This is a genomic window from uncultured Porticoccus sp. (assembly GCF_913061305.1).
Classification (GTDB): Bacteria; Pseudomonadota; Gammaproteobacteria; order Pseudomonadales; family Porticoccaceae; genus Porticoccus.
Map to the genome: position 1 here is coordinate 123052 of NZ_CAJXST010000008.1, position 26212 is coordinate 149263.

Below are 26212 nucleotides of genomic sequence, written 5' to 3' on the forward strand. Positions count from 1 at the left end.
CACTTATGTTTCTGAACTCAGTCGTACTGATACTTCAGGAAATACTGGAGGCCGCTCTGTTGATCAGCATCCTGTTGGTGCTGTCCCGACAGCTTCAACTGAGTGCCCGGTGGTTCGCCACCGGAATGATATTGGGCGGCATTGGCGCATTCATTCTATCGGTCAACCTGGCCACGATTTCTGAATGGCTGGACTATGCTGGCCAGGAAATTCTTATCGCCGGAATAATGATTGCCGTTCTCGGCCTGCTGACATTGATAGGACTGTATTCAACGTCAGCTCTATGGGCTTCGAGGCATTCTCTGCCCTATCTGATGTCCATTTGCGTCGCCCTGGCGCTCAGCCGGGAAGGTGCCGAAATCGTGATTTATCTGGGCGGAATACTCAACCATCAGGAGAGCGTACAGCCAACATTTACCGGTGCAGGGATTGGGGCCGGGATTGGTCTGAGCGCAGGGGTATTGCTGTACTTTGGGTTGCTCAGCCTGCCTGCGAGATGGATCTTCTGCACCTGTATTTTATTGCTGGCCTTGATCGGCGGCACCATGGCATCTCAGGCAACCCTCCTGCTGACCCAGGTTGACTGGGTAGCCTACTCCCCGGTTCTCTGGGACAGCTCAATTTGGCTACCGGAGGATTCCATCCCGGGGCATCTGCTCTATGCTCTGGTCGGCTATGAAGCCACCCCATCACTTTTTCAGGCAATCGCCTATGGTATTGGGTTCCTACTGGTCAGCATCTCCGCCACATTGGGTTATCTCAACCACTTCCGCAGCCGTCGAAAAAATACGGGTGAAAAATAGCATGCACACCACCGTCCAAAATCCTCTCGGCTATGCAATTCGAGGGGTAGGTATTTTATTCTGTTTCACTATTCCGGTGATGCCCCTTGCCGATGGCAATGCCGTGGATAAAATCTACCATCCCTATGTGGATGCCCTGGAGCAGGAACTGGAGTGGCGTGCAATCTATCAGGACGACCAGCCGGACCAACCGGACCATCGCCAACTCTATCGCTTTTCCTATGGACGAGCTTTTGGCGACCGTTGGTTTGGTGAGCTGTATCTAACCGGTGACAAGGCCGACAACGACAGTTTTTCGCTGGCGGCTTATGAAGTGGAAGCCAAATGGCAACTCACCGAGCAGGGGGAATACTGGGCTGACTGGGGTATCCTGTTTGAGCTGGAAAAACAGGCCAAGGAAAATATCTGGGAGTTCTCCACCGGGATTCTCGCCGAAAAGGAATGGGGACGCTGGAGCGGCACTGCCAACATCATCATCAGCCAGGAATGGGGCTCAGACATTGAGGATGAGATTGAATCATCACTGGGCCTGCAAACACGCTATCGTCTGTCACGCTGGATTGAACCCGCACTGGAGCTCTATGTTAATGAGCAGACCCTTGCGCTGGGCCCCGTGTTAATGGGAAACATACAGGCTGGCGTCAGGCGCAGTCTGCACTGGGAGGCCGGCCTCCTGTTTGGTATGAATGATAAAAGTGCCAACAATACGCTGCGGGTTCTGATTGAGTATGAGTTTTAGGGAGGCAGATCAAGCTTCTACAACCTCAACCATCTGACAACAGTTCAATTTTGTAACCATCCGGGTCTTCCACAAAGGCCAGCACTGTCGAGCCGTGCTTCATTGGGCCAGGCTCCCTGACAACCTTCCCCCCCGATGTACGAATTCGCTCACAGGCACCATAGACATCTGCCACACCAATGGCGATATGCCCATAGGCATCACCGAGATTGTAAGTGGATGTATCCCAGTTATGGGTGAGCTCAAGAACCGTATTTGCCGACTCGTCGCCATAACCCAGAAATGCGAGCGTAAAACGGCCGTCGGGGAAATCCTTGCGACGCAGCAGTTGCATTCCCAGCACATCGGTATAAAAGCGAATGGAGGTATCCAGATCACCCACCCGCAACATGGTATGTAATAAACGCATAAACTTTCCTCTCCAGTCATTCCCCAAATCTGTCCATACATGCCCGCGGACAGCTTGCAAAAGTATTGAGGCCCATCGCCTGTTTCGGCTAAAAAGCCATGCTACAAAGTAAATCGGAATTGAATCAAATAAAACCCTTCAAAAAATATCAGTTTGATCACTCACTTTTGAAATGACTCAAGCCCATGAACAAGAGAATGTTTTCCAAAATCCTGTGTTTTGCTTTTTCAGCTATTTTTGTGTACTTTTTGTGTACCAATTATGACATTCACCGTTATCCAGAAAAGAATAATAATAATGATCAATACGTTATCAAGAGATGTTCAAACGGATAGTGATTTTGACTACTGGTGGCAAATGGAGGGTCCCTGGGTTGAAGAACCGAACCATCGCCGGGGCGGAATAAGCGGTGTCCAGCGATGCCGAATCAATGGGGCCACCTACTACATCAAAAAACAGACAGACCATACCTGTCGCAGTCTCAGACACCCACTGGGCTATGCCACCATAGCCCGAGAAACTCATCGATTGAATGTGTGTTACAAACTGGGGATATCGGCTCCGGAGATTGTCTTCTCGCAAACACGTCTTCAACAGGGGGCTATTCAGGCGATTCTGGTGTCTCGGGAATTGACCGGATTTTCCAGTGTTGAAGCATGGAATGATCGAGAGACTGACAATTCTGTCAAAAAAGAGACACTCGATGCTCTCTCCCGCAAACTTGGCGAGATTCTGCCAAGACTCCACAATTATCGCTGGCAACACGGCTGCCTGTACGACAAACACATTTTTTTCCGTCACAACAGGAAAGGTAGCGGCGAAATTGAAGTTGCTCTGATTGATCTCGAAAAATGCCGTCGACGGTTATCCATCAGCCGGGCTTCCCGGCACGATATACGCCAGATGCGTCGACATATGCCCGCTATGACTGAACGCCACTGGGACATTTTTAATTCCGCCTATCGACAACATTCCTATCTCAGTCCAAACAAAGGGGTGCCCTGGCTTTCATCACCACCGACGTTCAAGTAACCCACAAGCGGCCGCAAAAAAAATCCCTGACACAAAAAACCGGGCAAAAGCCCGGTTCTTATAAGACCCGTGATTCTCAATCGGTGAAGACGGGTGCCGCAACATATTCCCAGAGTAATGCAGTGGCCACCAGGACGACCACCACGTAGACCAGGGAAACAGCAAAAACCGCACTGGCATATAGAAAGCCCTGATCCTCTGGCACGTTCATCACATCGGGAATCCCGAGGTACATCAACCGAATCGCATAACTGCAGGCGGCAATAGCGAGCAGGAGATCCAGCCACCAGATGGGATAAACCGCGAAGATACCTGCCAGAAAGACCGGGCTACAGCACAGCCCCATAAACACAAACCCTTTCAAAGGGCTGGACTCACAATTGTAGGTTTTCGACATCCAGGCAATCATCCAGCCGATAAATACCAGCGCACCCATCAAGGCGAAATAAAACAGGACTACCAAGGGTATCGCACTACCTTCGGTAATTCGTGTGGGCTGCTCTTTGAGAATCGTCCAACCAAACTGCGTAGTTCCGATATAAAACCCGATCGCAGGAATCATACCCAGGAATATAAAATAGATAGCCATACGCTTGATTGTCTCATCGGACAGCGCAGCAATTTTCTTCCACTCGGACTGTGGATCGTAGAGTAACCCGGCAATGTGACCTAGCATAAAATCCCCGTTTTTCTTATTTAAGTCTAAAATCGGCCAACAGATATATAGTTTATTATAAAATACCTGTTTTTATACCTCTTAAATCGAGCCGTTGACATTGATCGAAATCAATAACCTTTATAACATCTATCGTAGTCAATGGTGCATCTGCTGATGCACACTGGCCGCACCATTCTGTTCAGACGATACCCCCGGTTGATGAGCGTGGGCCATCGCATTCCAGAGGGTCCATCCACCAAAGGCCATAATTATCAGCCCCATGGCAACCCTCAATGCACGAACCTGCAACCACCGTTTTAGCTGACTGGAGAAAACACCCCCGGCCAGCATGGCAGGCAGAGTGCCCAGGCCGAAAGCTATCATGGACAGCGCACTCGACACCGGGTGGGCGGTGGCAGCAGCATACACCAGTGCTGAATATACCAGGCCACAGGGTAGCCACCCCCATAACATACCAAACAGGAAGGCCCTGCCAACCGTGCGGACACGGAACAACCTGGCAGCAAACGGTTGGATATGGCGCCAGGCATGTTGCCCGCCACGCTCCAGCCAGGACAGAAAATGCCACCAGCCCGCCAGATATAACCCCATCAGGATAAGCAGCACGCCCGCAAAAATACGCAGCGAAGGCCCCAGTGACAGATATTCACGCCCAAATAATCCCAGCAGACCGACCAGTGCGCCGATTAACCCATAGGACGTAATTCGCCCGAGGTTGTAGCTTAGGAGGATTGGCCAGCGACTGCGTTGATCATCGGTAGCGAAACCCAGTGCGGCGACGATACCACCACACATCCCAACACAATGCCCGGCACCCATCAAACCAATAACCAGCATTGCCAGTATGGGCATACTGTCAAATTCAAACATTATTTTCGGCTCTTTGAAGGTGGCGGGTCTTCAGATTGACGGGGACGAGCCTCGACATCAACCTCAACGGATTCATCAGTCTCATCGTCAAACAGTATTCGCTCACCTTCCCCGTCGAGATCATCATACTGGCCACTGTTTACCGCCCAGAAAAAAAACCATATCGCCAATGCACAAAAAATCAAGGACACGGGGATCAGCAAATACAAACTGGTCATTGGGTTATAGCCTGCCAAAGAGGGAGAGTATCAGTCATCGTCACGTGGCATAACAAGGTTGCTGTGAACACATAATGGGTAGGTCACCACGCCGACTCAGTCGCAGGGCATTGCCCACAACCAAAAGCGAACTGGCAGACATACCAATAGCGGCCGCCCAGGGAGGAATCATTCCCGCCGCGGCCAGTGGCAATGCCAGCAGATTATAGAGTAATGCCCAAGTGAGGTTCTGGCGAATAATCTGGCGTGTCCGCCTGGCAAGAGCTATCACCTCCGGCAACGTATTGAGATTACCCGATAGCAAAATACTGTCAGCATGGATTCTGGCAAAATCACTGGCATCCCCCAGGGCCACTGATGCATCCGCCCCACTCAGCACAGGCACATCATTGATGCCATCTCCAACCATCAGCACCCGGTGCCCGGTCTGCTGACAGCGGTTGACCCAATCAAGTTTTGCCGCTGGGCTCTGTTGCCCGAACCACTGCTGAATACCCAGTTTGGTCGCCATATTTTCAACCGCTGCAACACGATCGCCACTCAGTAAAACTGTCCCCAGACCCTGCGCTGTCAGCTGCTGAATGGCAGAGGCAGCACCGGAGCGCAACTGATCCTGCAAAATAATCCAGGCCAATGGCCGGGATTGCTCCGCCAAAAGAAGAGGTAACTGGCCCGCATCCACAGCCGGCATGGCCGGTACGGGTAAACCAAACAATCTGCCGATATAGTCCGGCTGGCCGATAGCAAAGTGGTTCGCCTCAATCGTAGCGGAAATGCCCGACCCGACTTCCTGAACTACATCAGTTGCACTTTCAGCCACCTCTATGCCGGCAAAAGCCCGGGCAATGGGATGCCTGGAATCCTGCTCCAGGGTCGCAGCGATAGCCAGTACATCAGATTCTTTTTGATCAGCCAGCTCGATTACCCTTACGATACTCAGATCGCCCAGTGTCAAGGTGCCTGTTTTATCAAAAACAACCCGATCGACTTGCGACAACACCTCCAGCATCCGACTTCGACTGATCAGAAAGCCGCGCTGCCGCAACTCGCCAGTTGCCACTGCAATGGCAGCGGGCGTCGCCAGGGATAACGCACAGGGACAGGTAACAACCAGAACGGAGAGCACCACCCAAATGGCTTCCTCCGGTTGATGCTGCCACCACCAGAAAGCCACCAGAGCAGATATGATCAACACAGCAGCGACAAAATAACCCGCCACCCGATCAGCCATCGCAACTGTTGCCGGTTTATCGCTGCGGGCCTTTTCAACCAACTGCAATATGGCCGACAAGCGGGTTTGATGACCGACGGCAGACACCCTGACCAGCAAGGGGTTCTCACTGTTGACGGTTCCCGCAGACACCGCATCACCGGGGGATTTACCCACCGGCATCTGCTCACCGGTGAGAACAGCTTCGATCACGCTACTGACACCCTCGGTAATCTCACCATCACAGGGGATGGTTTCGCCCGCAGCAACGCGAATCAGGTTTCCAGGCAACAGCAACTTGACCGGAATCGTCTCCTCTTTATCGCCATTCAATCGTCTGGCTGTCACCGGCAGTAATTGTCCGAGAGATTCAGCTCGCATGTCATTGCGATGGCGAACTCGCATCTCGAGATACCGCCCCAGCAGCAAAAAGAATATAAACATGGCAATGGAATCAAAATAGACTTCACCCGTTCGGGTCACAGTGGCCCAGCAACTGGCTGAAAAACCGAGGATAATCGCCAGGGAAACCGGGACATCCATGATCAGATGCCCCTGGCGCAGGCTGTACCAGGCCGCTTTGAAGAAAGGATATGCCGAGAATAAAACCACCGGCAGGGCAATAATAAAGCTGACCCATCGCAGAAAATTTTGCCACTCGGGCTCCATGCCCTGAAAAGCACCCGCATAAAGACCAATGGCGACCATACCCGCCTGCATCATTCCCAGCCCGGCAATACCCAGACGCTGCAGAAAGCGGCGATTCTCCTGATCTCGCAACTGGCGTATAGCCTCATCACTGACTGGACGAGGGTCATAGCCGATTTGCTGTAGTTGTCCCAGCAATTCGCTGAGTTTCAGCAATTCGGAATTCCAGGTGATGAGTGCCCGATGACCGGTGACATTAACCCGCACATCAACCATCCCCGGCAATTTACGCAGGTGATTCTCGATCAGCCAGGCACAGGCAGTACAGGTAATGCCCCCGATCAATAGACGAATCTGACGCTGAGTGTCATTGACTACGTCCACGTAATCAGCTTGCACCTCGGGCAAATCATAAACCGCCAGCGATGCCTGATCCGAAGTTTCCGGACGGTTCGCGTTCTTCGTACGATACTGGTAAAAGCGCGCCAACCCACCATCACAGATAGCCGTGGCAACGGCAAGGCAGCCCGGGCAACACATAGCTTGCGGCTTCCCCTCAACCTCCAGTGTCCAATCAGTACCAGCCGGAACGGGCAACCCGCAGTGATAACAGGGTTGTGGCGTCATTCCGCCCTCAGAATGATCTGATCTGCAGTTGCAAAATCCAGCTCACCCACTAACCGCCACTCTCTGTCGGGCTCGGGAAGCACGCGCAGGTAATAACGTGATAGCAGTTGTTGATCGAGATCGGCACGGTAGTGACCGCGAGTAATCTCAGTCAGTAGCAACTCGCGATCACGTTTTGAGTCTGTTGGATGAAACAATAATAACGCAAGCTGCGCGGGTAACGAGTGGTCGGTATCAATAGTGACAAACAACTCACCACTGGTGGCATCCAGACGCAATTCAGCCGAAAGCCCTAACTCCTCAGCACGCCGATCCTGCTCCAGTACCTGATTGATGGCGAGGCCGTCGCGGTAGTAATTATCTACCACCAGACTATCGGCCCCGGAAAACGCGATATAGACGGTCACCAGACTGGCGATCACCACGCTACCCGGCAGTACTATAAGGAACCAGGGCCAGAATTGACGATACCACGGGGGGCTATTGCTGTCGGTTGAAAGTGGCAAGGCTGTGTCCTCTGGCGTTGATTGTCGACGGAAATCCACGGTGGAAAAATGCTGCATCAAAAAATGACTACTGACTAGCGCTGCAAACGTGGGCCAATAAAGCGGCTTTCCTGTTGTGCGTGAATAACCTCACTATCAGTCGCCTCAACAACAAAGATAACGTCCGTATTAGGAACATCCAGCAAGCCTGGGTCAAGCTCGATTCTCACCGGCATACTCAACACCTCACCCTCCTTCACACTGACCACTTCCTTGCCGAGATAGTTGAACGGATAGTCGCCAGTCACCTGAATACTATAGCTATGGTCACGCGTATCCATATTGTTGATTTTCAGGGTATAGATATTCTCAACTAAACCCCGGGTAGTTTCACGATAGAGAACATTCCGGTCGCGGATGACATCCACACCCAGCGGGATACGCGTCATGATGGTATAACCGAATGCTGAGACCATTAGGGCCAATGCGACGGCATAGCCGATAAAACGGGGCCGCAGAATACTGGTCTTGCCATATTCCATGGCGTGTTCCGTGGTAAAGCGAATCAGACCCGGTTCGTAACCCATTTTATCCATGACGGTGTTACAGGCATCAATGCAAAGACCACAGTCTATGCACTCGTATTGAAGCCCATCGCGGATATCAATACCCGTGGGGCAGACCTGTACGCATAGCGAACAATCCACACAGTCACCCTTGCCCGCTGCCCGATAGTCCTCATCTTTTCGTCGGGCACCGCGAGGTTCTCCCCGCTTCTCATCATAGGAAACCAGCAGGGTATCCTGATCAAACATGACCGACTGAAATCGGGCGTAGGGGCACATGTATTTGCAGACCTGTTCCCGGAGAAACCCTGCATTCATATAGGTCATCACCGAGAAAAAAAACGTCCAGAAAACAGCCGCGGGATGTGCTGAAAAGGTAAAGAGCTCGGGAACCAGTTGCCGGATCGGATTAAAGTAACCCACGAACGTCAGCCCGGTAACAAATGCCACCAAACCCCACAGCAATAGCTTACTGCCCCGGCGCAGGATTTTCTGGCCATGCCAGGGCGCTCTGTCCAATTTGATGCGCTGGTTCCGGTCGCCTTCACACCAGTCCTCAATGTACATGAATATCATGGTCCAGACGGTCTGGGGACAGGAAAACCCACACCACACCCGGCCTACCAGAACCGTCACGGTAAACAGGGCAAACGCCGAGATAATCAGTGCCCAGGCCAACAGCATGAAGTCCTGGGGCCAGAAAGTGATCCAGAAAATATGAAACTGGCGGGCCGGCAGATCAAACCAGATGGCCTGACGGCCATCCAGATTTATCCAGGGAAGCAGGAAATAGGCACTGAGCATCGGCAGCCAGGTCCAGCGCTGCAGATTTCGATAGAATCCAGGAAGCTGACGGGTCTGAATTTTTTCTCTCGTTTCATAGAGATCAAGAACCCGGATAACTTCCTCTGAGGACCGGTTGCCGGCTTTTTTTTCCGGCTCTTGTTCACCCGTCATTTAATTTTGACACTCCCGTTAAAAACCCTCAGACATCATTGGTTTTTGGACAAGCTGTACACGTACGCAGTCAGCAGGTGTATTTTCTCTGCCTTAAGCTTGTCAGCCTGAGCTGGCATATTGCCGTTTCGACCATTGCGAATGGTATGACGAACCAGTGTGGGGGAACCACCATACAACCAGATACCATCCGTCAGATTGGGCGCTCCCAACATCTTGTTACCAGTACCATCTGCGCCATGACAGGCTACACAATAGGTGGCGAATAATTGGCCACCAGCCTCGGCTTTATCTGCATCATGCTCGCGGCCACTGATTTTGAACACATATTCGGCGACTTTATCCACGCCTTCCTCTCCCAGTGCCCCCCCCAGGGCCGGCATGGCACCCTGTCGCCCATTGACTAGCGTGGTCTTGATATCTTCCGCGCTGCCGCCGTAGAGCCAGTCACTGTCAGCCAGGTTGGGGAAACCATAGCTGCCCCTGCCATCGGAACCATGGCAAACCGCACAGTTATTATTGAACAGACGACGGCTCATTTTCATCGCCTCGGGATTGGCAATCAGCTCCTCAACCGGCGTTTCGCTATATTGCTCATAGAGCGGCGTATACTTCGCCTCTGCTTCGGCCACCTCTTCTTCCCACTGGCCTACCTGTGTCCAGCCGAGCACACCACCAAAGTTTCCCAACCCCGGATACAACACCAGATAGACAACCCCGAAAATAACGGTGCCCAGGAACATCTTGAACCACCAGCCTGGTAGAGGATTGTCATACTCCTCAATACCGTCGTAAACATGTCCTGTTTTTTGGGCCTCGCCCTCTTTGGTGTCATCGGAAACTTCAACCTTGCGGTTGGCGAGCAACAACCATGTACAACCGACAATGGTGATTGCGGTAAATGCGATAATCCAGATACTCCAGAAGGTACTCATGTCAGCTCGTGCCTCTACTTATCTTCATCCTGAGAAGATTTGGTGTCATCAACTTTGGTGTCATCAACAAAGGGTAGTTGTGCCGCCTCATCAAAATCTTTTTTCTTACGGCCACTATAAGCCCACCAACAGACCCCGAGAAAAGCGATCATGGTGAGTATGGTGCCGATACCTTGTAATGTGCCCTGATCCATTAGCGTTTCTGCGTCAAAAGTGTGCCTAGCTGCTGGAGGTACACCACCAGCGCATCAATTTCTTTCACTTCTCCACCGGCAAAAGGTGCAGCGGCATTGGCGATGTCCTCATCTGTATAGGGTACGCCAACTGTTCTCAATGCCGTCATTTTGGCCGCTGTATCTTTACCAGTCAGCGTATTTTCAAACAGCCAGGGGAACGCTGGCATGTTTGACTCAGGCACCACATCCCTTGGGTTATAGAGGTGAGCCCGCTGCCAGTCGTCACTATAGCGGCCACCAACCCGCGCCAAATCGGGACCAGTGCGTTTTGAGCCCCAGAGGAAGGGGTGTTCGTAAACATGCTCACCTGCCACAGAGTAGTGACCATAACGCTCGGTTTCAGCACGCAACGGCCTGACCATCTGCGTGTGGCACACATGGCAGCCCTCACGAATGTAAATATCACGACCTTCCAATGCCAATGGTCCCAGTGGTTCAAGGCCTTCGACAGGCTGCGTCGTTTGATTCTGCCAGAACAGCGGAATAATCTGGGTTAGCCCACCAAAACTGATGGCAACCACGATCAGCACAATCATCAGCCCGATATTCTTTTCAACAATCTCATGTTTCACTGTTGTTCTCCTATCAGACTGTACGGGGTTCGGCAGCGGTCACTTCCTGCTGCTGAACATCCCCACGAATGGTTCGCCAGACGTTGTAAGCCATCACCAGCATACCGGCAAAGAAAATCACACCACCCAACAAACGCACATAATAACCTGGGTAACTGGCCTCAATTGATTCAACAAAGCTGTACGTCAGGGTCCCGTCGGTATTGAAAGCGCGCCACATCAGGCCCTGAGCAATGCCGTTAACCCACATGGAGGCGATGTAAAGGACAGTGCCAATAGTTGACATCCAGAAGTGCAGGTTGATCAGTTTTACACTGTACATCCGGGCGCGTTGATAAAGCACTGGAATCAGGTGATAGAGCATGCCAATGGAAATCATGGCTACCCAGCCAAGCGCACCGGAGTGAACATGACCAATCGTCCAGTCAGTATTGTGAGACAGCGCATTTACTGTCTTGATCGACATCATTGGGCCTTCAAAGGTCGACATGCCGTAAAAAGACAGTGACACCACCAGAAAGCGCAGGGTCGGATCGTAACGGAGTTTATGCCAGGCACCGGACAGGGTCATCATGCCGTTGATCATGCCGCCCCAGGAGGGTGCGAGCAGGATCAGGGACATCACCATCCCCAGGCTCTGAACCCAGTCTGGCAGCGCCGAGTAATGGAGGTGGTGGGGGCCTGCCCAGATGTAGACGGCAATCAGCGCCCAGAAATGCACAATGGACAGACGATAGGAATATATCGGTCGATCGGCCTGCTTGGGCACAAAGTAGTACATCATGCCCAGGAAGCCCGCCGTCAGGAAAAACCCTACTGCATTGTGGCCATACCACCATTGCACCATCGCATCGATTGTACCGGCATAGGCTGAATAGGATTTGAACGCTGTCACCGGGATGGCGGCACTGTTGCCGAGGTGCAACACGGCAATCGTGATGATAAAGGCCCCAAAGAACCAGTTAGCCACGTAGATATGCTTGGTGCGGCGTTTCATGATGGTGCCGAAAAACACCACCGCAAACGCCACCCAGACCAACGTGATCAGGATATCGATGGGCCATTCCAGCTCCGCGTACTCTTTCGAGGTAGTCAGCCCCAGAGGCAATGTGATTGCGGCGGCAACAATCACCGCCTGCCATCCCCAGAAGGTAAACCCTATCAGCCAACCGCCAAACAGCCTTGCCTGACAGGTTCGCTGCACCACATGGTAGGCGGCGGCAAACAGCGCACTACCACCGAAGGCAAAAATGACCGCGTTGGTGTGGAGTGGACGAAGTCGCCCAAAGTGCAGCCATGACTGATTAAAATTGAGCCCGGGCCAGATCAGCTCGGCGGCGATAAATACCCCCACCAGCATTCCGACGATCCCCCAGACCACAGTCATGATGGCAAACTGTTTGACCACCCTGATATTGTATTCCGGCTGGCCACCGGTGCTTGCGACATTGCTACTCATTGCATTTTCTCGTCATTAATCCGTTCTTTGGAACCCATGAGAATAGCCTTCAACTCCCCAAACTACTCCCTGCGTATTATTCCCCAAACCCACCTACACTGATATTGATTTGCATCAACTCGAACAGGTGGCGATCAGAAATCCATCTTGCGATTCTTGTTGGCGGCAATCCGCAAACGCAATGCATTCAACTTGATAAAGCCCTCGGCATCCTTCTGATCATACGCCCCGGCGTCATCTTCGAAGGTGGCAATTTTCTCATCGAAAAGACTGTCGTCAGACTGGCGCCCTACCACTGTGACGTTACCCTTGTAGAGCTTTACCCGCACCTTACCATTTACCACATACTGGGTCTCATCAATCATCACCTGCAACATCTTGCGTTCCGGGGACCACCAGTAGCCGTTGTAAATCGTCTCGGCATATTTCGGCATCAATGCATCCTTCAAATGCGCCACTTCACGATCCAGCGTGAGTGATTCTATGGCCCGATGCGCCCGCAACATAATAGTCCCGCCCGGTGTTTCATAGCAGCCACGTGATTTCATGCCCACGTAGCGGTTCTCAACCAAGTCTAGTCGACCAATGCCATTGTCGCCGCCCAGCTTGTTGAGATGCGCAAGTACCGTAGCCGGAGTCATGGGCTGATCATCAATTGCAACGATATCACCCTTTTCATAGGTGAGTTCCACATAGGTGGGCCGGTCAGGTGCGTTCTCAGGGGAGACGCTCCAGCGCCACATATCCTCTTCAGGCTCCCACCAGGGGTCTTCCAGGTTACCGCCCTCATAGGAGATGTGCAGCAAGTTGGCATCCATCGAATAAGGGGATTTTTTCTTCTTGGTAGAAAAATCCACCGGGATATTGTGCTGCTCACAGTAGCCCATCAGTTTTTCACGGGAAGTGAGATCCCACTCCCGCCAGGGGGCAATCACCTTGATGCCCGGCTTCAGGGCATAAGCACCCAGCTCAAAACGCACCTGATCATTCCCCTTGCCAGTCGCACCGTGAGAAATCGCATCCGCACCGGTTTCATTGGCAATCTCAATCAGCCGTTTGGCAATCAGTGGCCGGGCAATAGACGTCCCCAGCAGGTATTCCCCCTCATAGATGGTGTTGGCACGAAACATCGGGAACACGTAGTCACGAACATACTCCTCGCGAAGATCATCCACATAGATTTCTTTCACACCCAGCGCCGCCGCCTTGGCACGGGCCGGTTCCACCTCTTCTCCCTGACCGATATCCGCAGTAAACGTGACGACTTCGCAGTGATAGGTTTCCTGTAGCCATTTGACAATAACCGAGGTATCCAGCCCCCCCGAATAGGCTAAAACAACTTTTTTAATGTCGGACACGACATGACTCCTGATTGGTATTTTGTGGGATAAAAGTGGGGGCTATTCTAATCCTTAAGCAGACAGTTTCACAGTGAGCAGGGCGGGCCCTGCCGAGTTTCCCTCATTCTGACTCAAAGTGGTTAATCCGGTGACTGACAAAGGACTCCCCCACGTTTCTTCTGTTAAGCCAGCAACGATTCCGGTAGCATTGATTGATTCAATGACCACCTGTAGCAACCAACCTGACCATGACTGAATTAACCATCACCCGCCCCGATGATTGGCACCTGCACTTACGCGACGGCCAATTGCTCGCCTATACCGTGCCTGATGCCGCGCGATATTTTGGACGCGCCATCGTCATGCCCAACCTGCTTCCGCCAATACTCAATACCACTCAAGCCCTCGCTTACCGAGAGCGAATTCTGGCCCATCGTCCAGCCGACAGTCAGTGGAAGCCGTTAATGGTGCTGTATTTGACCGACAACACCGACCCGGCGGAAATAGAACGTGCCGCGGCGTCAGGGCATGTGGTCGCCTGCAAGTATTATCCGGCTGGCGCGACCACCAACTCGGACTCGGGCGTCACCCAACTGGACAAAATTTATCCCGTCCTGGCGCGTATGGAAAAAATCGGCATGCCACTGCTGCTGCACGGTGAGGTCACGGATACTGAAGTCGATATTTTTGATCGGGAAGCGGTGTTTATCGATCGGCATCTCGGCAAGCTCATCAACAACTTTCCGGCACTGAAAATTGTGCTCGAACACATCACTACCCGGGACGGCGCCCAGTTCGTGGCAGAAGCATCGGCCAGGATAGCCGCCACCATCACGCCACAACACTTGCTGTTCAATCGAAATCAGCTGCTCGCGGGGGGAGTCAGACCGCACTACTACTGCCTGCCAATCCTCAAGCGGCAACACCATCAACAGGCATTGATTGCGGCTGCCACCAGTGGCGACCCCAGTTTTTTTCTGGGCACGGACTCTGCCCCACACAGCACTCATCGCAAGGAAACCGCCTGCGGCTGTGCCGGATGCTACTCCAATCATGCCGCGCTCGAACTCTATGCCGAAGTCTTTGATCAGGCCGGCGCGCTGGACAAGCTCGAAGGGTTTGCCAGTTTTTTTGGCGCAGACTTCTATGGTATGCCCCGCAATACTGACACTATCACGCTGCAGTTATCACCGTGGCAAAGTCCGACCAGCCTGCCTTTTGGCAGCGACACTCTCACACCATTAGGTGCTGGAGAAACCAGGCAATGGAGCGTCAGCTAAATATGCACCCGCCTATCTCGGATCGTTTCAGAGGTTTTCTCCCCGTGGTCATCGATGTGGAGACCGGCGGTTTTAATGCCGCTACCGACGCACTGCTGGAAATGGCCGCTGTCACACTGGCCATGGATGAAGATGGCATCCTCATGCCCAGCGAGATTATCTATCATGCGGTGATTCCGTTTGAAGGGGCCAATGTCGAGCAGGCGGCTCTGAACTTCACCGGCATCGACATCAACGACCCCTACCGGATGGCACTGGAAGAAAATGAAGCCTTGAGGGCCCTGTTTCAACCCATTCGCAATGCAGTAAAGGACGCGCACTGCAGCCGCGCTGTCATGGTGGCACACAACGCGCATTTTGACCTGGGATTTGTCAACGCCGCTGTTGAAAGAAATGGCATTAAACGCAACCCCTTCCACCCATTTTCCTGCTTTGATACGGCCACACTGGCTGGGCTCGCCTATGGTCAAACTGTACTGGCCCGAGCCTGTGAAGCAGCAGAAATAGAGTTCAGCAATGACAAGGCACATTCTGCGGCCTATGACGCTGAAAAGACGGCGGAATTGTTCTGTGGTATCGTCAACCGCTGGAAGGATCTCGGCGGATGGAGCAAGTAAGCTGGGTAAACGGCATGCAGCAAATGCCGTCCGTCGAAAACCATCACCAACACCACCAAGGAATAGACATTATGAGCGACAAGATAAGCGGCAAGGCCAAGGCAATCATCGCGCACATTACCCTGATAGGCTGGATTGTTGCGCTGGTACTCAACATGCAGAAACGCGACAGCTATGCATCCTTCTATATTCGCCAGTATCTCGGCATCATGATTTTCGGGTTTGTCGGCAATATGGTGTTCAGCATGATTCACAACTCACTGGTCATGATCTGGGCAATACTGGTGCTGGTGGCCTGGATAATCAGTCTTGTGGGCGCCATCACCGACAAGGAAACCGTGATACCCTATGTAGGTAGCTACTTTCAGGACTGGTTCAAGGGTCTCTAGGGTAGAACCCCGCAGGATAGAACCCCCGGCGTCACTCGTCGCTGGGCTGGCCGGGCATTAACTGCCCGGCCCGCACCTAATACTGGGAAACCGGCAACCTGACTATCAGACCATCCAGTTCAGCCGTGACCTTGATCTGACAGCTCAGGCGGCTGGTTGGCTCCGGATCTGGCACCATCTCAAGCATCAACTGCTCACTGCCTTCGGGCGGGCCGACTTTATCAAACCAATCCTCGTCGACATAACAATGGCAGGTGGCGCAACTGCAAACACCGCCACACTCGCCAAGAATGCCATCAATCATATTATCGACGGCACCCTGCATAACAGACTCCCCCACCGGCACCTCAGCCTCATATTCTGCACCATTTGCCTCGACATAATGAATCAGCGGCATATAACAACCTCTATTTATCTATTACGGCCAATCAACTCAGCCAGTTTTTAGGATCAATGGTTTCGTCAGCCAACGTCGCAGGGGCCACAGCAAGTTTTCTGGCCAACAGTTGCCTGGCAACCATAAACTCTTTTGGCCGGTTGATACAATCTGCCGCCAGAAGCCGACCACCGCGAAGATACCAGGCAACAAAGCCTCTCTGCCGATCTTTGCCGCCCCGCAAGACCACCTGATCATAACCCTCACTTAGACCGGCAATCTGCAACTTCAAATCGTATTGGTCAGACCAGAACCAGGGATAAACTTGGTACGGAACAGGCCGGTCGCAGAGCGTACCAGCCGCCGTTTTTGCCTGCTCCATCGCATTGGGAACGGACTCCTGGCGCACACGGCGTCCCAGCAAGTCGTTCGGGTGATTGGTGCAATCACCTGCGGCGACAATGTCCGGATCGGATGTCCGGGCCAACTCATCAACCACAATGCCATCATCCACCGCCAGCCCGCAAGCTTCAGCCAACTCCACATTGGGAATAATACCTACACCAATAATAATCAGATCCGCATGAAAACGGCTGCCATCGGAACAGACCACCGTTTTGACGCCACCATCATTTTCTATAGTCAGCACCTCAACACCCACCCGGATATCCACACCCTCCTCGCGATGTACCCTGCTATAAAAATCGGATACCTCGGGCGCACAGACTCTGGAAAGGACACGCTCCTGTAACTCAAGTAATGTCACGGCCATCCCCAGGCCACGTAATGCTGCAGCAGCTTCCAGACCGATATAACCACCACCGATAATGACGGCGCTCTTATCCGGTGAAATATTGGCACGAATACCGTCCACATCGGCAAGGGTTCGCAGGTAAAACACGCCCGGACTGCCAACCCCCCTGATGCTGGCGGGCCTGGCGCGTGCGCCGGTACAAAGGGCCAGCTTCTGATAACTCAATTGTTGACCATCGTCCAGGGCGATCATTTTTGTCGCCCGGTCAATGCTCAAAACACGGCGCCCGGTCAACAGATCAACACCATGGCTAGCGTAGGCCGCAGCAGGACGAATCAGGATATTATCGGCCGTTCGCTCGCCGGCGAGATAGTCCTTCGAGAGCGGCGGACGCTGGTAGGGGGCACAAGGCTCTTCACCCACCAACAGGATCTCGCCCTGCCAGCCCTGCTGACGAAGTGACGACGCAAGCTGTGCCGCAGCGTGCCCTGTACCGACAATAACCACCCGTCCCTGCATGCTGCTCATCGCTCCGACCAAAGGAACACATTATCCTTAGTTAACGGAAGCATTGGCAAGAGCCCCCTCCAGACAACGGTAATAAAGCCACAGGGGACCGTCCACGGAGGTTACCCGGAACCAAAACCGCCAAAAAATGTAGGAAAACTACAATTCGAACAACTGACAAAGAAAGTGATTACACCTTGTTAAATCAACAACAATTCACATTCAAAGCAAAATTCCCATGAAAATTTTTTACAAAACAAAGGCATGCTTCACTTGAAACACCAAAATCATGTATCTAGACTACACAAAAATTGGACGCCTGCGACGACGGCAGAACGCATGGTAATTTCATTACCATTGGCGTTAGAATAGCTGCCCTGCCCGGCCCCCATATAACGATTTAAACCGAGAGAAAAATGGCTGACTCATTCAAAGAAAGTGCCCTGCGTTACCATACCCACCCCGTTCCGGGGAAAATCGAAATTCGCCCCACCAAACCGCTCGCCAACAAGCGCGACCTTTCTCAGGCCTATTCCCCGGGTGTCGCCTATGCCTGCGGGGCCATTGTAAAAAACCCCACGGAAGTGGCGAATGTCACAGCCCGGGGCAATCTGGTGGCTGTTATTACAAATGGCACCGCTGTGCTGGGGTTGGGCAATATCGGTCCACTGGCCGCCAAACCCGTCATGGAAGGCAAGGCAGTTCTGTTCAAGAAATTTGCCAATATCGATGTGTTTGATATTGAAATTGATGAAACCGATGTGGACAAGTTGGTAGATACCATTGCCTCGCTGGAACCCACCTTTGGCGGCATCAACCTTGAGGATATCAAGGCCCCCGAGTGCTTTCTGGTGGAACGCAAACTCAGGGAGCGCATGAATATCCCAGTATTCCACGACGATCAACACGGCACGGCCATTGTCTCTGCCGCAGCGGTCTACAACGGACTCAGGATCGTCAACAAGAATATCGAAGACATCAAACTGGTGGTAACCGGCGCCGGAGCGGCCAGCATCGCCTGCGTGGATTTGCTGGTCAGCATGGGTCTGCAAAAACCCAACATTCGCATGATCGACCGCAATGGGGTCATCTACAAAGGCCGCGCGGAAGGCATGAATCCCTGGAAAGAAAGCTATGCCGTGGAAACCGAGGACCGCACACTGGACGATGCCATCGACGGTGCCGACCTGTTTCTTGGCCTGTCCGGCCCCGGTATTCTGAAGGTCGACATGGTCAAGAAAATGGCCCCCAACCCATTGATTCTGGCCATGTCCAATCCCACCCCGGAAATCATGCCCGAGATCGCCAAGGCCGCTCGCCCGGATGCCATCCTGGCCACCGGTCGTTCGGACTACCCGAACCAGGTCAACAACGTGCTCTGCTTCCCGTTTATTTTCCGCGGCGCCCTCGACTGCGGTGCCACGGTCATCAATGACGCCATGAAGCAGGCCTGCGTAAAAGCCATCGCCGACCTGGTTCACCTCGAACCATCGGAAGCCGTGGCTGAAGCCTATGCCGATGAAGTACTGAAATTCGGCCCGGAATACCTGATCCCCAAACCCTTCGACCCGCGCCTGATCGAGGAAGTCCCGCTGGCGGTGGTCAAAGCTGCCATGGAAAGTGGCGTCGCCACCCGCCCTATCGAGGATATGGAGGCCTACCGCAACAAACTCCACTCCTATGTGAGTCGCAGTCGCCTGTTCATGCAACCAATGATCGAACTGGCCCGCCGTCAGCCATCGCGCATTGCCTATGCCGAGGGAGAGAACGACGACGTGTTGCGCGCCATGCAGGGTATTGTGGATGAGAAAGTTGCCAAGCCAATCCTGATCGGTCGCCCCGGCGTGATCGAACGCAAAATTCAGGAAATGGGACTGCGTATTAAAATCGGCACCGACATTGAGATTTTCAATCCGGAAGAAGGTGATCATCACCAGAACTACTGGCAGTTCTATCACCAGCGGGTGGGGCGGTCCGGTGTTTCCGTGGAAGCTGCCCAAAACACAGTGCACACCAACAACACGGCACTGGCGGCGATCATGGTCGCCCTGGGTGATGCCGATGGATTGATATGCGGCAAAGTCGGTCGTTTCGACAAGCACTTGAAAGACATCAGCAGTATCCTGCCCCAGAGCAGCACCACTGAAATGTCATCGGTCTGCGTGCTACTGATGGAGGATGGGCCACTGTTCCTCGCCGATCCATTCGTCAATGTGGACCCCACCGAAGAACAGATCGTCGCCACCGCACTGAACACCATCAACTTCGTCAAAGGTTTTGGTATAGCACCAAAAGTGGCACTGCTCTCGCACTCCAACTTCGGCACTTACGATGATCACTCTGCCCACAAGATGAAACGGGCCGCCGAGCAATTGCGAGAGCAATTGCCCGATGTCCAGATCGAGGGCGAAATGCACGCCATGTCCGCCATGAACGAAACCCTGCGCGGCAAGACTTACCAGAATGCCAACCTGCAGGGACAGGCCAATGTACTGATCATGCCCAATATGGATGCGGCCAGTATCACCCTTGGCCTATTGCGCTCACTGACCAATGCCCGATTGGTTGGACCCTTCCTGTTCGGCTTCGACAAACCGGCCCATATCCTGATTCCCTCTGTCTCCGGACGAGGTATCCTGAATATGACAGCGTTAATCGGAGCGGACATCACTTCAAAACCCGAGTGAGAAACTCCACACCATAAAAAACGCGGGAGAAGCCGCGTTTTTTAATGACTGTAAAAAGCACTGATCCACACCAACTAGTAGTGTGGTGGCTTCTCGTCTTCGCCCTCTTCATCCGGCAACTTGGCAGCGATCTCGCCTAATTGCCCGCGCAACGCTTCAGCGCGGGCGGCCAACCGGTCGATCTGGTCCTGTTGTCGGCAAATCACATCGTTTAACTGCTGCAGGGTGTCCTCCTGAAAGGCCAACCTGGTTTCGATCTCCACCAGACGATCTTCATCCATCACCCAAGCCCCCTATTATTTAATGAGCCAAAAAAAACCGCAGAAGTCACCTTCTGCGGTTTTTCCAGAGACGACTTGTGTATCAGAGCTTGTCTGAATTTTCGGCGAGATAGGAAGCCACACCAGTGGGCGAAGCATCCATACCTTTATCACCTTCTTTCCAGCCGGCGGGACAAACTTCACCGTGTTTCTGGTGGAAGGACAGCGCGTCAACAATACGCAGCATTTCATCAATATCGCGACCCAGCGGGAGGTCATTGACGATCTGATGGCGCACAACGCCGTCTTCATCAATCAGGAAGGAGCCACGGAAAGCAACACCGGCCTCATCAAATTCAACATCGTAAGCACGGCAGATTTCGTGCTTGACGTCAGCTACCAGCGGATATTTAACCTGGCCGATACCACCTGCATCAACGGGTGTATTTCTCCAGGCATTGTGGGTAAATACCGAGTCAATGGAGACACCAATAACTTCCACGCCACGTTTTTTGAATTCATCCAGGCGGTGATCAAATGCGATCAGCTCTGATGGGCAAACAAAGGTAAAATCAAGCGGATAGAAAAACACGACGGCTTTCTTGCCCTTGATGTTGTCTGACAGCGTAAACGCATCAACGATTTCACCGTTACCCAGTACTGCACCAGCCGTAAAATCCGGTGCCGCTTTACCTACTAATACACCCATGATCTAACTCCTTAAATGGTCTGTTTTTCTGAAGGAATGTAGGGGCTACCTGTCGCAGCCCGTGCTCGAAACTCTTATCTCAATCTTACACAATCAGTTTTTTGTGTCTCATTGTAATTAGCTATAAGTGCCATAAGCCCTGTTTAATGATCAGGCCCTTGCTTACTCGGCAGCTTTCTGTCCACTCTGGGCGGCATCTTTTACCAGCGGAGCCAGTTCGCCTTTCTGATGCATGTCAGCAATGATGTCGCAACCGCCAATCAGCTCACCATTAACCCATAGCTGGGGAAAGGTAGGCCAGTTGGCGTATTTTGGCAGATTAGCACGGATGTCCGGGTTTTCCAGAATATCGACATAGGCGAAGCGCTCACCGCAAGCCATCAATGCCTCAACCGTGCGGGCAGAAAAGCCGCATTGGGGCTGATTGGGGGAGCCTTTCATGTATAAAATGACGGGGTTCCCTTCCACCTGCTCACGAATGGTTTCCATAATATCCATTGATATAAACCTCTGACTGAAATTGGGGGCAATGAAGAATAGCCGACTATTACGGTCAACTATTTTACTCCACTGTCCATCAATCTAAAACCACCTGTCCGAAAAAACATTTTACCTCGGGCAATCTGCAGATGGTCTCGTAGCTTAGAGATAGCAACAATGCAGATCGTTGCGAACAGGGCAAAACCACTATAATATCCCTGCTCCTGGGCAGCGCAACTCGCGTCTGCCTTTTTTTGTTTTGGAAGAGTCCATGACCAGTGACGCATTAATGAACAATTATGGTGCCAGAAAAATTACCCTTACCCGGGGTCAAGGGTCCTGGGTATGGGATGATCAGGGTCGCCGTTATCTGGATGCCATTTCCGGCATTGCCGTCTGCGGGCTGGGTCATGCACACCCGGTGGTGACCAAAGCCATTGCGGAGCAGGCCGCCACGCTGGTTCATTGCTCAAATCTCTACAACATACCCGTGCAGGAAGCGCTGGCCGAACAGCTGCGCAGCATCTCCGGCCTGAGCAAACTGTTTTTTTGCAATTCCGGGGCCGAAGCCAATGAAGCCGCCATCAAGCTGGCGCGCCTGTTTGGCCACAGCAAAGGGGTGGATCAGCCCACCATTATTGTCATGGAAAACGCGTTTCACGGACGCACCATGGCAACCCTATCGGCCACCGGCAACCGCAAGGTGCAGGCAGGTTTTGAACCACTGGTGGGCGGCTTTGTACGGGCACCCCACAACGATCTGGAATCGCTGCACACCATCGCCAAAAATAATCGCAATGTGGTGGCCATTCTGGTCGAACCCATCCAGGGGGAAGGCGGCATACGGGTTCCTGCGGACAATTATTTACCCGGGTTGCGGGAAATCTGTGATCAATATGACTGGCTGCTGATGTTGGACGAAATCCAGACCGGCAACGGGCGAACCGGACAGTATTTTAACTACCAGCACGCCAACCTGCTGCCCGATGTTGTGACAACGGCCAAAGGCTTGGGCAACGGGGTGCCTATCGGTGCCTGCCTGGCCGGTGACAAAGCCGCTGACCTGATGCAACCCGGCAGCCACGGCACCACCTTCGGAGGTAATCCCCTGGCGTGTGCAGCGGCACTGGCCACGGTCAGTGTCATCCTCGACCAAAAGCTCTGCCAGCGGGCCACCACCATAGGCAATTATATAAAGCAGCGTCTTGTCGAGCGTCTTGCCGACCTGCCCAATGTTGTGGAAGTTCGAGGCCAGGGCCTCATGCTGGCTATTGAGATGAGCGAACCCTGCCCTGAAATGGTGGCAGAGGCCGCCGCAAAAGGTCTGCTGATCAATGTCACTGCCCAGTCCGTCATCAGACTGCTGCCAACGCTGACCATCAGCGAGGATGAAGCAGATCAACTCGTTCAGATACTGGGTGAACTGATCACCCGGGGGTAACCAATTATGGCCATAAGACACTTTCTCACTTTGCAGGATCTCTCCAGAGACGAGCTGAAAGCAATCCTGCAAAGGGCGACAGAGCTAAAGGTTCAGCGCCAAAAAGGCACGGATGACCATCCGTTCTCTGGCAAAGTCATGGCCATGATTTTTGAGAAGTCCTCCACTCGCACCCGGGTTTCCTTTGAGGCCGGTATGGCCCAGCTGGGGGGCAGCGCACTGTTCCTGTCGCCCAACGATACACAACTGGGGCGCGGTGAACCGGTTGAAGATTCAGCCAAGGTGATCTCAAGAATGGTGGATATCATTATGATCCGCACCTTTGGTCACGACCGCATTATCACCTTTGCTGAAAACTCCTCAGTACCTGTCATCAACGCCCTGACCGATGATTTTCATCCCTGCCAGTTACTGGCGGACATGCAAACCTACCTGGAACACCGGGACAGCATTGCCGGCAAGCGAGTGGCCTGGATCGGCGACGGCAACAACATGTGCCAGTCCTATATCAATGCTGCGGACAGACTGGATTTTGAACTGGTCATCGCCTGCCCCGAAGGCTACGAACCCGATGTGGCACTGCTGGAGAAATTCAGCGACCGGGTATCCATTGTTCGCAATCCCCTGTTGGCTATTACCGGGGCGGACCTGGTGGTCACCGACACCTGGGCATCCATGGGCCAGGAAGAGGAAAAGAAATCCCGGGAACGCGCCTTCCAGGGCTTTCAGGTCAATGAGGACATCATGCAGAAAGCGGCACCGGACGCCCTGTTTATGCACTGCCTGCCCGCCTATCGAGGTCTGGAAATCAGCGAAACCATGCTGGAGTCAAAATGGTCTGTGGTCTGGGATGAAGCAGAAAATCGCCTGCATGCACAAAAGGCTCTGATTGAATTCCTGCTCAATGAAGGGGCGAACAAATCGAAGTAGAGGCCCTAGCGAAACAGCTTCCAGGGAAGTTCCGCAAAGTTGGTCAGGGTTTCGCCAACACGGTATTTCATGAAACCACTGCCGGTCAGCGCCTGACGCCATAAATCAATAATCTGGTCGCTGTTGCTGATACCGGTTTTGCACCAGGTGGCGAAGTGCTCACAGTTGTTGAACACCAGATCAAAGGCAAATTCACCCAGTCGGCTTTCGGCGCGTCGCATTACCGCATCCTCTGAAAAATCCAGCTCGCCCGCTTTCAGTCCTCGCAAATTGTCCATCAGACGATTCAGGCCACGGGTGGTGCGATCCAGAATATCGCCACTTTTTAGCGTCTCGAAAAACTGTTCGTAATCCCGCACATGAATCTCGTCACCCCGGGCAAACTTGTCCATACTGGTACGCCGCACCTGACGAGGTGTCACCCAGTGATTACTGGTGTAATGGATCACCGTACCATCGCCCGCATCAATACCGTGGTGGGCGTAAATCCCACCAAAGCGAAGCGTATAAATGTGATCACCACGTGCCATAGGCCAGGCCCAATTTCCCTTCGGAACACCGTTTAATCAACTACCGATAATAGCAGCTTAACAGGACATCGCTACAGTCCATGAGATTACTTTCGTGGCTGACGGGGATAATCTGACGACTCGCCAGCCACTCAGCCACACACACAAAGTGCTAACCGGCAAAGTAATGGCGAAAACCTGACTAAAGCTGAAAGACGTGTTCACCCTGCCCCCACAATTTTTCAATCTGGTTGCGGTAAATATCAAGGGCGCCACTTGTCCAGAACTCATCACGTCCCACCTGGTTGTCCGCTGCCAGTAATCCCTCGGCCGTGAGCCTGCGAACGACCTGATTGGCCACAGCTGTTTCCGTGTTGACGATGGTGATATCGGGCCCAGCTAACTCGGCGATCAGATGGGAAACATGGTTGTAGTGTGTACAGCCGAGGATAATGGTATCGACCTTTTTTTCAATAAGTGGGGAAATGTAACGTTTCAGCAGAGCAATCGTCCTGTCGCTGTCAAAACTCAATGATTCTATTTGAGCAGCCAGATCAGGACAGGGTTGGAGCTCAATTTTCACCCCGCTTGCGTAGCGCTCCGCCAAATTAACAAAAGAATGTGTTTTCAGCGTTCCCGGCGTCGCCAACACACCAATCACACCGGTGCGGGAACAGAGTGCAGCGGGTTTGATCCCCGGCTCAACACCGATAATCGGAACCGGGTATTGAGTCCTGAGCTTAGCAATGGCCGATGTGGTCGCCGTATTGCATGCCACAACAACAGCCTTTGCACCACGGGAAAGCAGGAACTCTGTGACAGCACTCATTCGTTCCAACAGGAAGCTGTCCGCTTTATCCCCGTAGGGAGCATGAAGGGCATCGGCAACATACAGAATGTTTTCACTCGGCAACAACTCCCTGACTTTTCGGGCAATTGACAGCCCGCCAATGCCTGAATCAAACAGGCCTATAGCACTGGAATTGGTCATCTCGTTAAATACCGATACTGAAAGCTGAACGTTAAAGAAACTGGAGCAGCACTACAACTTCCCAGGTTTGAATTGTTTTAGGGTTTCCGGTTTTAAAACCTGGGACAGCTCGTAGGTTGGGGTGAGGAACGAACCCCAACAATATTTACCGTGACAAAATAGCTCCCACCTTTTGTATCCGCACGCCGATAACGCATTTATTCCAATTCAATTGATTTTCTTCATTCTTTTCGTTGGGGTTCGTTCCTCACCCCAACCTACGGGCTTGTTCGTTACATAACCCTTGCGGGGCGAAAAACTCTTAAATTTTACCTGATGCGGCCTATGCCAGGCATCAGGATTTCAGAACACCTTTCAGCGCTTTGAGCTGCTGGGCATACTCATCCGGCTTGGCCGTTTTAAACCTTTCCAGATTAGCGGGCTTAAAGTTAAAGGGGTCGGTGTAAACCTACCCCGATTTGACGCACACTCTTTAACGGGGACAATAGTCCCAAAGG

Annotated in this window: 28 protein-coding genes; 9 read left to right on the forward strand and 19 right to left on the reverse strand. The window is 52.7% G+C overall.

Translation table 11 applies throughout. The annotated features are described in order from the left end of the window. Positions 1 to 5: 5 nt before the first annotated feature. Positions 6 to 803, forward strand: coding sequence for an FTR1 family protein (locus QZ516_RS11105; protein ID WP_297189666.1), 798 nt, complete (start codon positions 6 to 8; stop codon positions 801 to 803). A 1-nt stretch (position 804) separates the two neighbouring features. Beyond that, on the forward strand, positions 805 to 1542 hold the full coding sequence (locus tag QZ516_RS11110; RefSeq protein WP_297189669.1) for a hypothetical protein: 738 nt from the start codon (positions 805 to 807) through the stop codon (positions 1540 to 1542). A gap of 25 nt (positions 1543 to 1567) precedes the next feature. Here the strand turns inward: QZ516_RS11110 and gloA are convergent, their stop codons facing one another. Continuing rightward, positions 1568 to 1951, reverse strand: a complete 384-nt coding sequence (gloA, locus tag QZ516_RS11115; protein WP_297189671.1) for a lactoylglutathione lyase — start codon at positions 1949 to 1951, stop codon at positions 1568 to 1570. A gap of 297 nt (positions 1952 to 2248) precedes the next feature. Here gloA and QZ516_RS11120 point away from each other — a divergent pair, with 297 nt between their 5' ends. After that, the gene (locus QZ516_RS11120) at positions 2249 to 2983 is read left to right on the forward strand and encodes a lipopolysaccharide kinase InaA family protein (protein ID WP_297189674.1); all 735 of its coding nucleotides are present in this window, start codon (positions 2249 to 2251) and stop codon (positions 2981 to 2983) included. A gap of 76 nt (positions 2984 to 3059) precedes the next feature. On the opposite strand, the gene QZ516_RS11125 is transcribed toward QZ516_RS11120, so the two are convergent. The 11 genes from QZ516_RS11125 to QZ516_RS11175 form a co-directional block, all read right to left on the reverse strand. Then, complete coding sequence (locus QZ516_RS11125; RefSeq protein WP_297189676.1) at positions 3060 to 3659, reverse strand: Yip1 family protein; 600 nt, start codon at positions 3657 to 3659, stop codon at positions 3060 to 3062. Positions 3660 to 3797: 138 nt separating this feature from the next. After that, the gene (locus QZ516_RS11130; protein ID WP_297189678.1) at positions 3798 to 4532 is read right to left on the reverse strand and encodes a sulfite exporter TauE/SafE family protein; all 735 of its coding nucleotides are present in this window, start codon (positions 4530 to 4532) and stop codon (positions 3798 to 3800) included. Then, positions 4532 to 4750, reverse strand: coding sequence for a cbb3-type cytochrome oxidase assembly protein CcoS (ccoS, locus tag QZ516_RS11135; protein ID WP_297189681.1), 219 nt, complete (start codon positions 4748 to 4750; stop codon positions 4532 to 4534). The genes QZ516_RS11130 and ccoS overlap by 1 nt, the downstream gene beginning before the upstream one ends. Positions 4751 to 4790: 40 nt before the next feature. After that, entirely contained in the window at positions 4791 to 7235 is a 2445-nt protein-coding gene (locus QZ516_RS11140) for a heavy metal translocating P-type ATPase (RefSeq protein WP_297189684.1), read from the reverse strand. Continuing rightward, on the reverse strand, positions 7232 to 7798 hold the full coding sequence (locus QZ516_RS11145; protein WP_297189688.1) for a FixH family protein: 567 nt from the start codon (positions 7796 to 7798) through the stop codon (positions 7232 to 7234). The genes QZ516_RS11140 and QZ516_RS11145 overlap by 4 nt, the downstream gene beginning before the upstream one ends. 17 nt (positions 7799 to 7815) lie before the next feature. Beyond that, positions 7816 to 9243, reverse strand: a complete 1428-nt coding sequence (ccoG, locus tag QZ516_RS11150) for a cytochrome c oxidase accessory protein CcoG (protein ID WP_297189692.1) — start codon at positions 9241 to 9243, stop codon at positions 7816 to 7818. Positions 9244 to 9278: 35 nt separating this feature from the next. Continuing rightward, entirely contained in the window at positions 9279 to 10178 is a 900-nt protein-coding gene (gene ccoP / locus QZ516_RS11155) for a cytochrome-c oxidase, cbb3-type subunit III (protein WP_297189695.1), read from the reverse strand. A gap of 14 nt (positions 10179 to 10192) precedes the next feature. Further along, positions 10193 to 10372 carry a cbb3-type cytochrome c oxidase subunit 3 gene (locus QZ516_RS11160; protein ID WP_293615197.1) on the reverse strand — a complete coding sequence of 60 codons (180 nt, stop codon included), beginning with the start codon at positions 10370 to 10372 and terminating at the stop codon, positions 10193 to 10195. Next, on the reverse strand, positions 10372 to 10986 hold the full coding sequence (ccoO, locus tag QZ516_RS11165) for a cytochrome-c oxidase, cbb3-type subunit II (RefSeq protein WP_297189698.1): 615 nt from the start codon (positions 10984 to 10986) through the stop codon (positions 10372 to 10374). Before ccoO ends, QZ516_RS11160 begins: the two co-directional genes overlap by 1 nt. A gap of 13 nt (positions 10987 to 10999) precedes the next feature. Continuing rightward, on the reverse strand, positions 11000 to 12445 hold the full coding sequence (gene ccoN / locus QZ516_RS11170) for a cytochrome-c oxidase, cbb3-type subunit I (RefSeq protein ID WP_297189701.1): 1446 nt from the start codon (positions 12443 to 12445) through the stop codon (positions 11000 to 11002). Positions 12446 to 12579: 134 nt separating this feature from the next. Next, a complete protein-coding gene (locus QZ516_RS11175) occupies positions 12580 to 13803 on the reverse strand; it encodes an argininosuccinate synthase (RefSeq protein WP_297189704.1) in 1224 nt (407 codons plus the stop codon). 230 nt (positions 13804 to 14033) lie between these two features. On the opposite strand from QZ516_RS11175, the gene pyrC reads away from it, so the two are divergent. The 3 genes from pyrC to QZ516_RS11190 all read left to right on the forward strand — a co-directional run bounded on the left by pyrC (position 14034) and on the right by QZ516_RS11190 (position 16071). Beyond that, a complete protein-coding gene (pyrC, locus tag QZ516_RS11180; protein ID WP_297189707.1) occupies positions 14034 to 15065 on the forward strand; it encodes a dihydroorotase in 1032 nt (343 codons plus the stop codon). After that, on the forward strand, positions 15050 to 15682 hold the full coding sequence (gene rnt, locus QZ516_RS11185; protein ID WP_297189710.1) for a ribonuclease T: 633 nt from the start codon (positions 15050 to 15052) through the stop codon (positions 15680 to 15682). The genes pyrC and rnt overlap by 16 nt, the downstream gene beginning before the upstream one ends. A 71-nt stretch (positions 15683 to 15753) precedes the next feature. Further along, positions 15754 to 16071: a hypothetical protein gene (locus tag QZ516_RS11190; RefSeq protein WP_297189713.1), complete on the forward strand. Its 318-nt coding sequence runs from the start codon at positions 15754 to 15756 to the stop codon at positions 16069 to 16071. 76 nt (positions 16072 to 16147) lie between these two features. On the opposite strand, the gene QZ516_RS11195 is transcribed toward QZ516_RS11190, so the two are convergent. Together QZ516_RS11195 and QZ516_RS11200 are read right to left on the reverse strand one after the other, a co-directional pair. Beyond that, positions 16148 to 16468: a 2Fe-2S iron-sulfur cluster-binding protein gene (locus tag QZ516_RS11195; protein WP_297189716.1), complete on the reverse strand. Its 321-nt coding sequence runs from the start codon at positions 16466 to 16468 to the stop codon at positions 16148 to 16150. A gap of 31 nt (positions 16469 to 16499) precedes the next feature. After that, positions 16500 to 17729, reverse strand: a complete 1230-nt coding sequence (locus QZ516_RS11200; protein WP_297189719.1) for an FAD-dependent oxidoreductase — start codon at positions 17727 to 17729, stop codon at positions 16500 to 16502. A gap of 395 nt (positions 17730 to 18124) precedes the next feature. Here QZ516_RS11200 and QZ516_RS11205 point away from each other — a divergent pair, with 395 nt between their 5' ends. After that, entirely contained in the window at positions 18125 to 20395 is a 2271-nt protein-coding gene (locus tag QZ516_RS11205) for an NADP-dependent malic enzyme (RefSeq protein ID WP_297189722.1), read from the forward strand. 74 nt (positions 20396 to 20469) lie between these two features. Here the strand turns inward: QZ516_RS11205 and QZ516_RS11210 are convergent, their stop codons facing one another. The 3 genes from QZ516_RS11210 to grxD all read right to left on the reverse strand — a co-directional run bounded on the left by QZ516_RS11210 (position 20470) and on the right by grxD (position 21862). Further along, entirely contained in the window at positions 20470 to 20676 is a 207-nt protein-coding gene (locus tag QZ516_RS11210) for a SlyX family protein (RefSeq protein WP_297189725.1), read from the reverse strand. A gap of 82 nt (positions 20677 to 20758) precedes the next feature. Continuing rightward, positions 20759 to 21364, reverse strand: coding sequence for a peroxiredoxin C (locus QZ516_RS11215; protein WP_297189728.1), 606 nt, complete (start codon positions 21362 to 21364; stop codon positions 20759 to 20761). Positions 21365 to 21526: 162 nt separating this feature from the next. Continuing rightward, a complete protein-coding gene (gene grxD / locus QZ516_RS11220; protein ID WP_297189731.1) occupies positions 21527 to 21862 on the reverse strand; it encodes a Grx4 family monothiol glutaredoxin in 336 nt (111 codons plus the stop codon). Positions 21863 to 22115: 253 nt separating this feature from the next. Here grxD and QZ516_RS11225 point away from each other — a divergent pair, with 253 nt between their 5' ends. Beyond that, on the forward strand, positions 22116 to 23285 hold the full coding sequence (locus tag QZ516_RS11225) for an acetylornithine transaminase (RefSeq protein ID WP_297189734.1): 1170 nt from the start codon (positions 22116 to 22118) through the stop codon (positions 23283 to 23285). Between the two features lie 6 nt (positions 23286 to 23291). After that, positions 23292 to 24215 carry an ornithine carbamoyltransferase gene (argF, locus tag QZ516_RS11230; protein WP_297189737.1) on the forward strand — a complete coding sequence of 308 codons (924 nt, stop codon included), beginning with the start codon at positions 23292 to 23294 and terminating at the stop codon, positions 24213 to 24215. Positions 24216 to 24220: 5 nt separating this feature from the next. On the opposite strand, the gene QZ516_RS11235 is transcribed toward argF, so the two are convergent. Continuing rightward, positions 24221 to 24745 carry a lecithin retinol acyltransferase family protein gene (locus tag QZ516_RS11235; protein WP_297189740.1) on the reverse strand — a complete coding sequence of 175 codons (525 nt, stop codon included), beginning with the start codon at positions 24743 to 24745 and terminating at the stop codon, positions 24221 to 24223. A gap of 181 nt (positions 24746 to 24926) precedes the next feature. Then, positions 24927 to 25715: a glutamate racemase gene (gene murI / locus QZ516_RS11240; RefSeq protein ID WP_297189743.1), complete on the reverse strand. Its 789-nt coding sequence runs from the start codon at positions 25713 to 25715 to the stop codon at positions 24927 to 24929. Between the last annotated feature and the right edge of the window lie 497 nt (positions 25716 to 26212).

Bases quoted from the DNA above. Each gene is read 5' to 3' on its own strand.
- QZ516_RS11105 (WP_297189666.1), top strand. From the start codon at position 6: ATGTTTCTGAACTCAGTCGTACTGATACTTCAGGAAATACTGGAGGCC.
- QZ516_RS11110 (WP_297189669.1), top strand. From the start codon at position 805: ATGCACACCACCGTCCAAAATCCTCTCGGCTATGCAATTCGAGGGGTA.
- gloA (WP_297189671.1), bottom strand. From the start codon at position 1,951: ATGCGTTTATTACATACCATGTTGCGGGTGGGTGATCTGGATACCTCC.
- QZ516_RS11120 (WP_297189674.1), top strand. From the start codon at position 2,249: ATGATCAATACGTTATCAAGAGATGTTCAAACGGATAGTGATTTTGAC.
- QZ516_RS11125 (WP_297189676.1), bottom strand. From the start codon at position 3,659: ATGCTAGGTCACATTGCCGGGTTACTCTACGATCCACAGTCCGAGTGG.
- QZ516_RS11130 (WP_297189678.1), bottom strand. From the start codon at position 4,532: ATGTTTGAATTTGACAGTATGCCCATACTGGCAATGCTGGTTATTGGT.
- ccoS (WP_297189681.1), bottom strand. From the start codon at position 4,750: ATGACCAGTTTGTATTTGCTGATCCCCGTGTCCTTGATTTTTTGTGCA.
- QZ516_RS11140 (WP_297189684.1), bottom strand. From the start codon at position 7,235: ATGACGCCACAACCCTGTTATCACTGCGGGTTGCCCGTTCCGGCTGGT.
- QZ516_RS11145 (WP_297189688.1), bottom strand. From the start codon at position 7,798: ATGCAGCATTTTTCCACCGTGGATTTCCGTCGACAATCAACGCCAGAG.
- ccoG (WP_297189692.1), bottom strand. From the start codon at position 9,243: ATGACGGGTGAACAAGAGCCGGAAAAAAAAGCCGGCAACCGGTCCTCA.
- ccoP (WP_297189695.1), bottom strand. From the start codon at position 10,178: ATGAGTACCTTCTGGAGTATCTGGATTATCGCATTTACCGCAATCACC.
- QZ516_RS11160 (WP_293615197.1), bottom strand. From the start codon at position 10,372: ATGGATCAGGGCACATTACAAGGTATCGGCACCATACTCACCATGATC.
- ccoN (WP_297189701.1), bottom strand. From the start codon at position 12,445: ATGAGTAGCAATGTCGCAAGCACCGGTGGCCAGCCGGAATACAATATC.
- pyrC (WP_297189707.1), top strand. From the start codon at position 14,034: ATGACTGAATTAACCATCACCCGCCCCGATGATTGGCACCTGCACTTA.
- rnt (WP_297189710.1), top strand. From the start codon at position 15,050: ATGGAGCGTCAGCTAAATATGCACCCGCCTATCTCGGATCGTTTCAGA.
- QZ516_RS11190 (WP_297189713.1), top strand. From the start codon at position 15,754: ATGAGCGACAAGATAAGCGGCAAGGCCAAGGCAATCATCGCGCACATT.
- QZ516_RS11195 (WP_297189716.1), bottom strand. From the start codon at position 16,468: ATGCCGCTGATTCATTATGTCGAGGCAAATGGTGCAGAATATGAGGCT.
- QZ516_RS11200 (WP_297189719.1), bottom strand. From the start codon at position 17,729: ATGAGCAGCATGCAGGGACGGGTGGTTATTGTCGGTACAGGGCACGCT.
- QZ516_RS11205 (WP_297189722.1), top strand. From the start codon at position 18,125: ATGGCTGACTCATTCAAAGAAAGTGCCCTGCGTTACCATACCCACCCC.
- QZ516_RS11210 (WP_297189725.1), bottom strand. From the start codon at position 20,676: ATGGATGAAGATCGTCTGGTGGAGATCGAAACCAGGTTGGCCTTTCAG.
- QZ516_RS11215 (WP_297189728.1), bottom strand. From the start codon at position 21,364: ATGGGTGTATTAGTAGGTAAAGCGGCACCGGATTTTACGGCTGGTGCA.
- grxD (WP_297189731.1), bottom strand. From the start codon at position 21,862: ATGGATATTATGGAAACCATTCGTGAGCAGGTGGAAGGGAACCCCGTC.
- QZ516_RS11225 (WP_297189734.1), top strand. From the start codon at position 22,116: ATGACCAGTGACGCATTAATGAACAATTATGGTGCCAGAAAAATTACC.
- argF (WP_297189737.1), top strand. From the start codon at position 23,292: ATGGCCATAAGACACTTTCTCACTTTGCAGGATCTCTCCAGAGACGAG.
- QZ516_RS11235 (WP_297189740.1), bottom strand. From the start codon at position 24,745: ATGGCACGTGGTGATCACATTTATACGCTTCGCTTTGGTGGGATTTAC.
- murI (WP_297189743.1), bottom strand. From the start codon at position 25,715: ATGACCAATTCCAGTGCTATAGGCCTGTTTGATTCAGGCATTGGCGGG.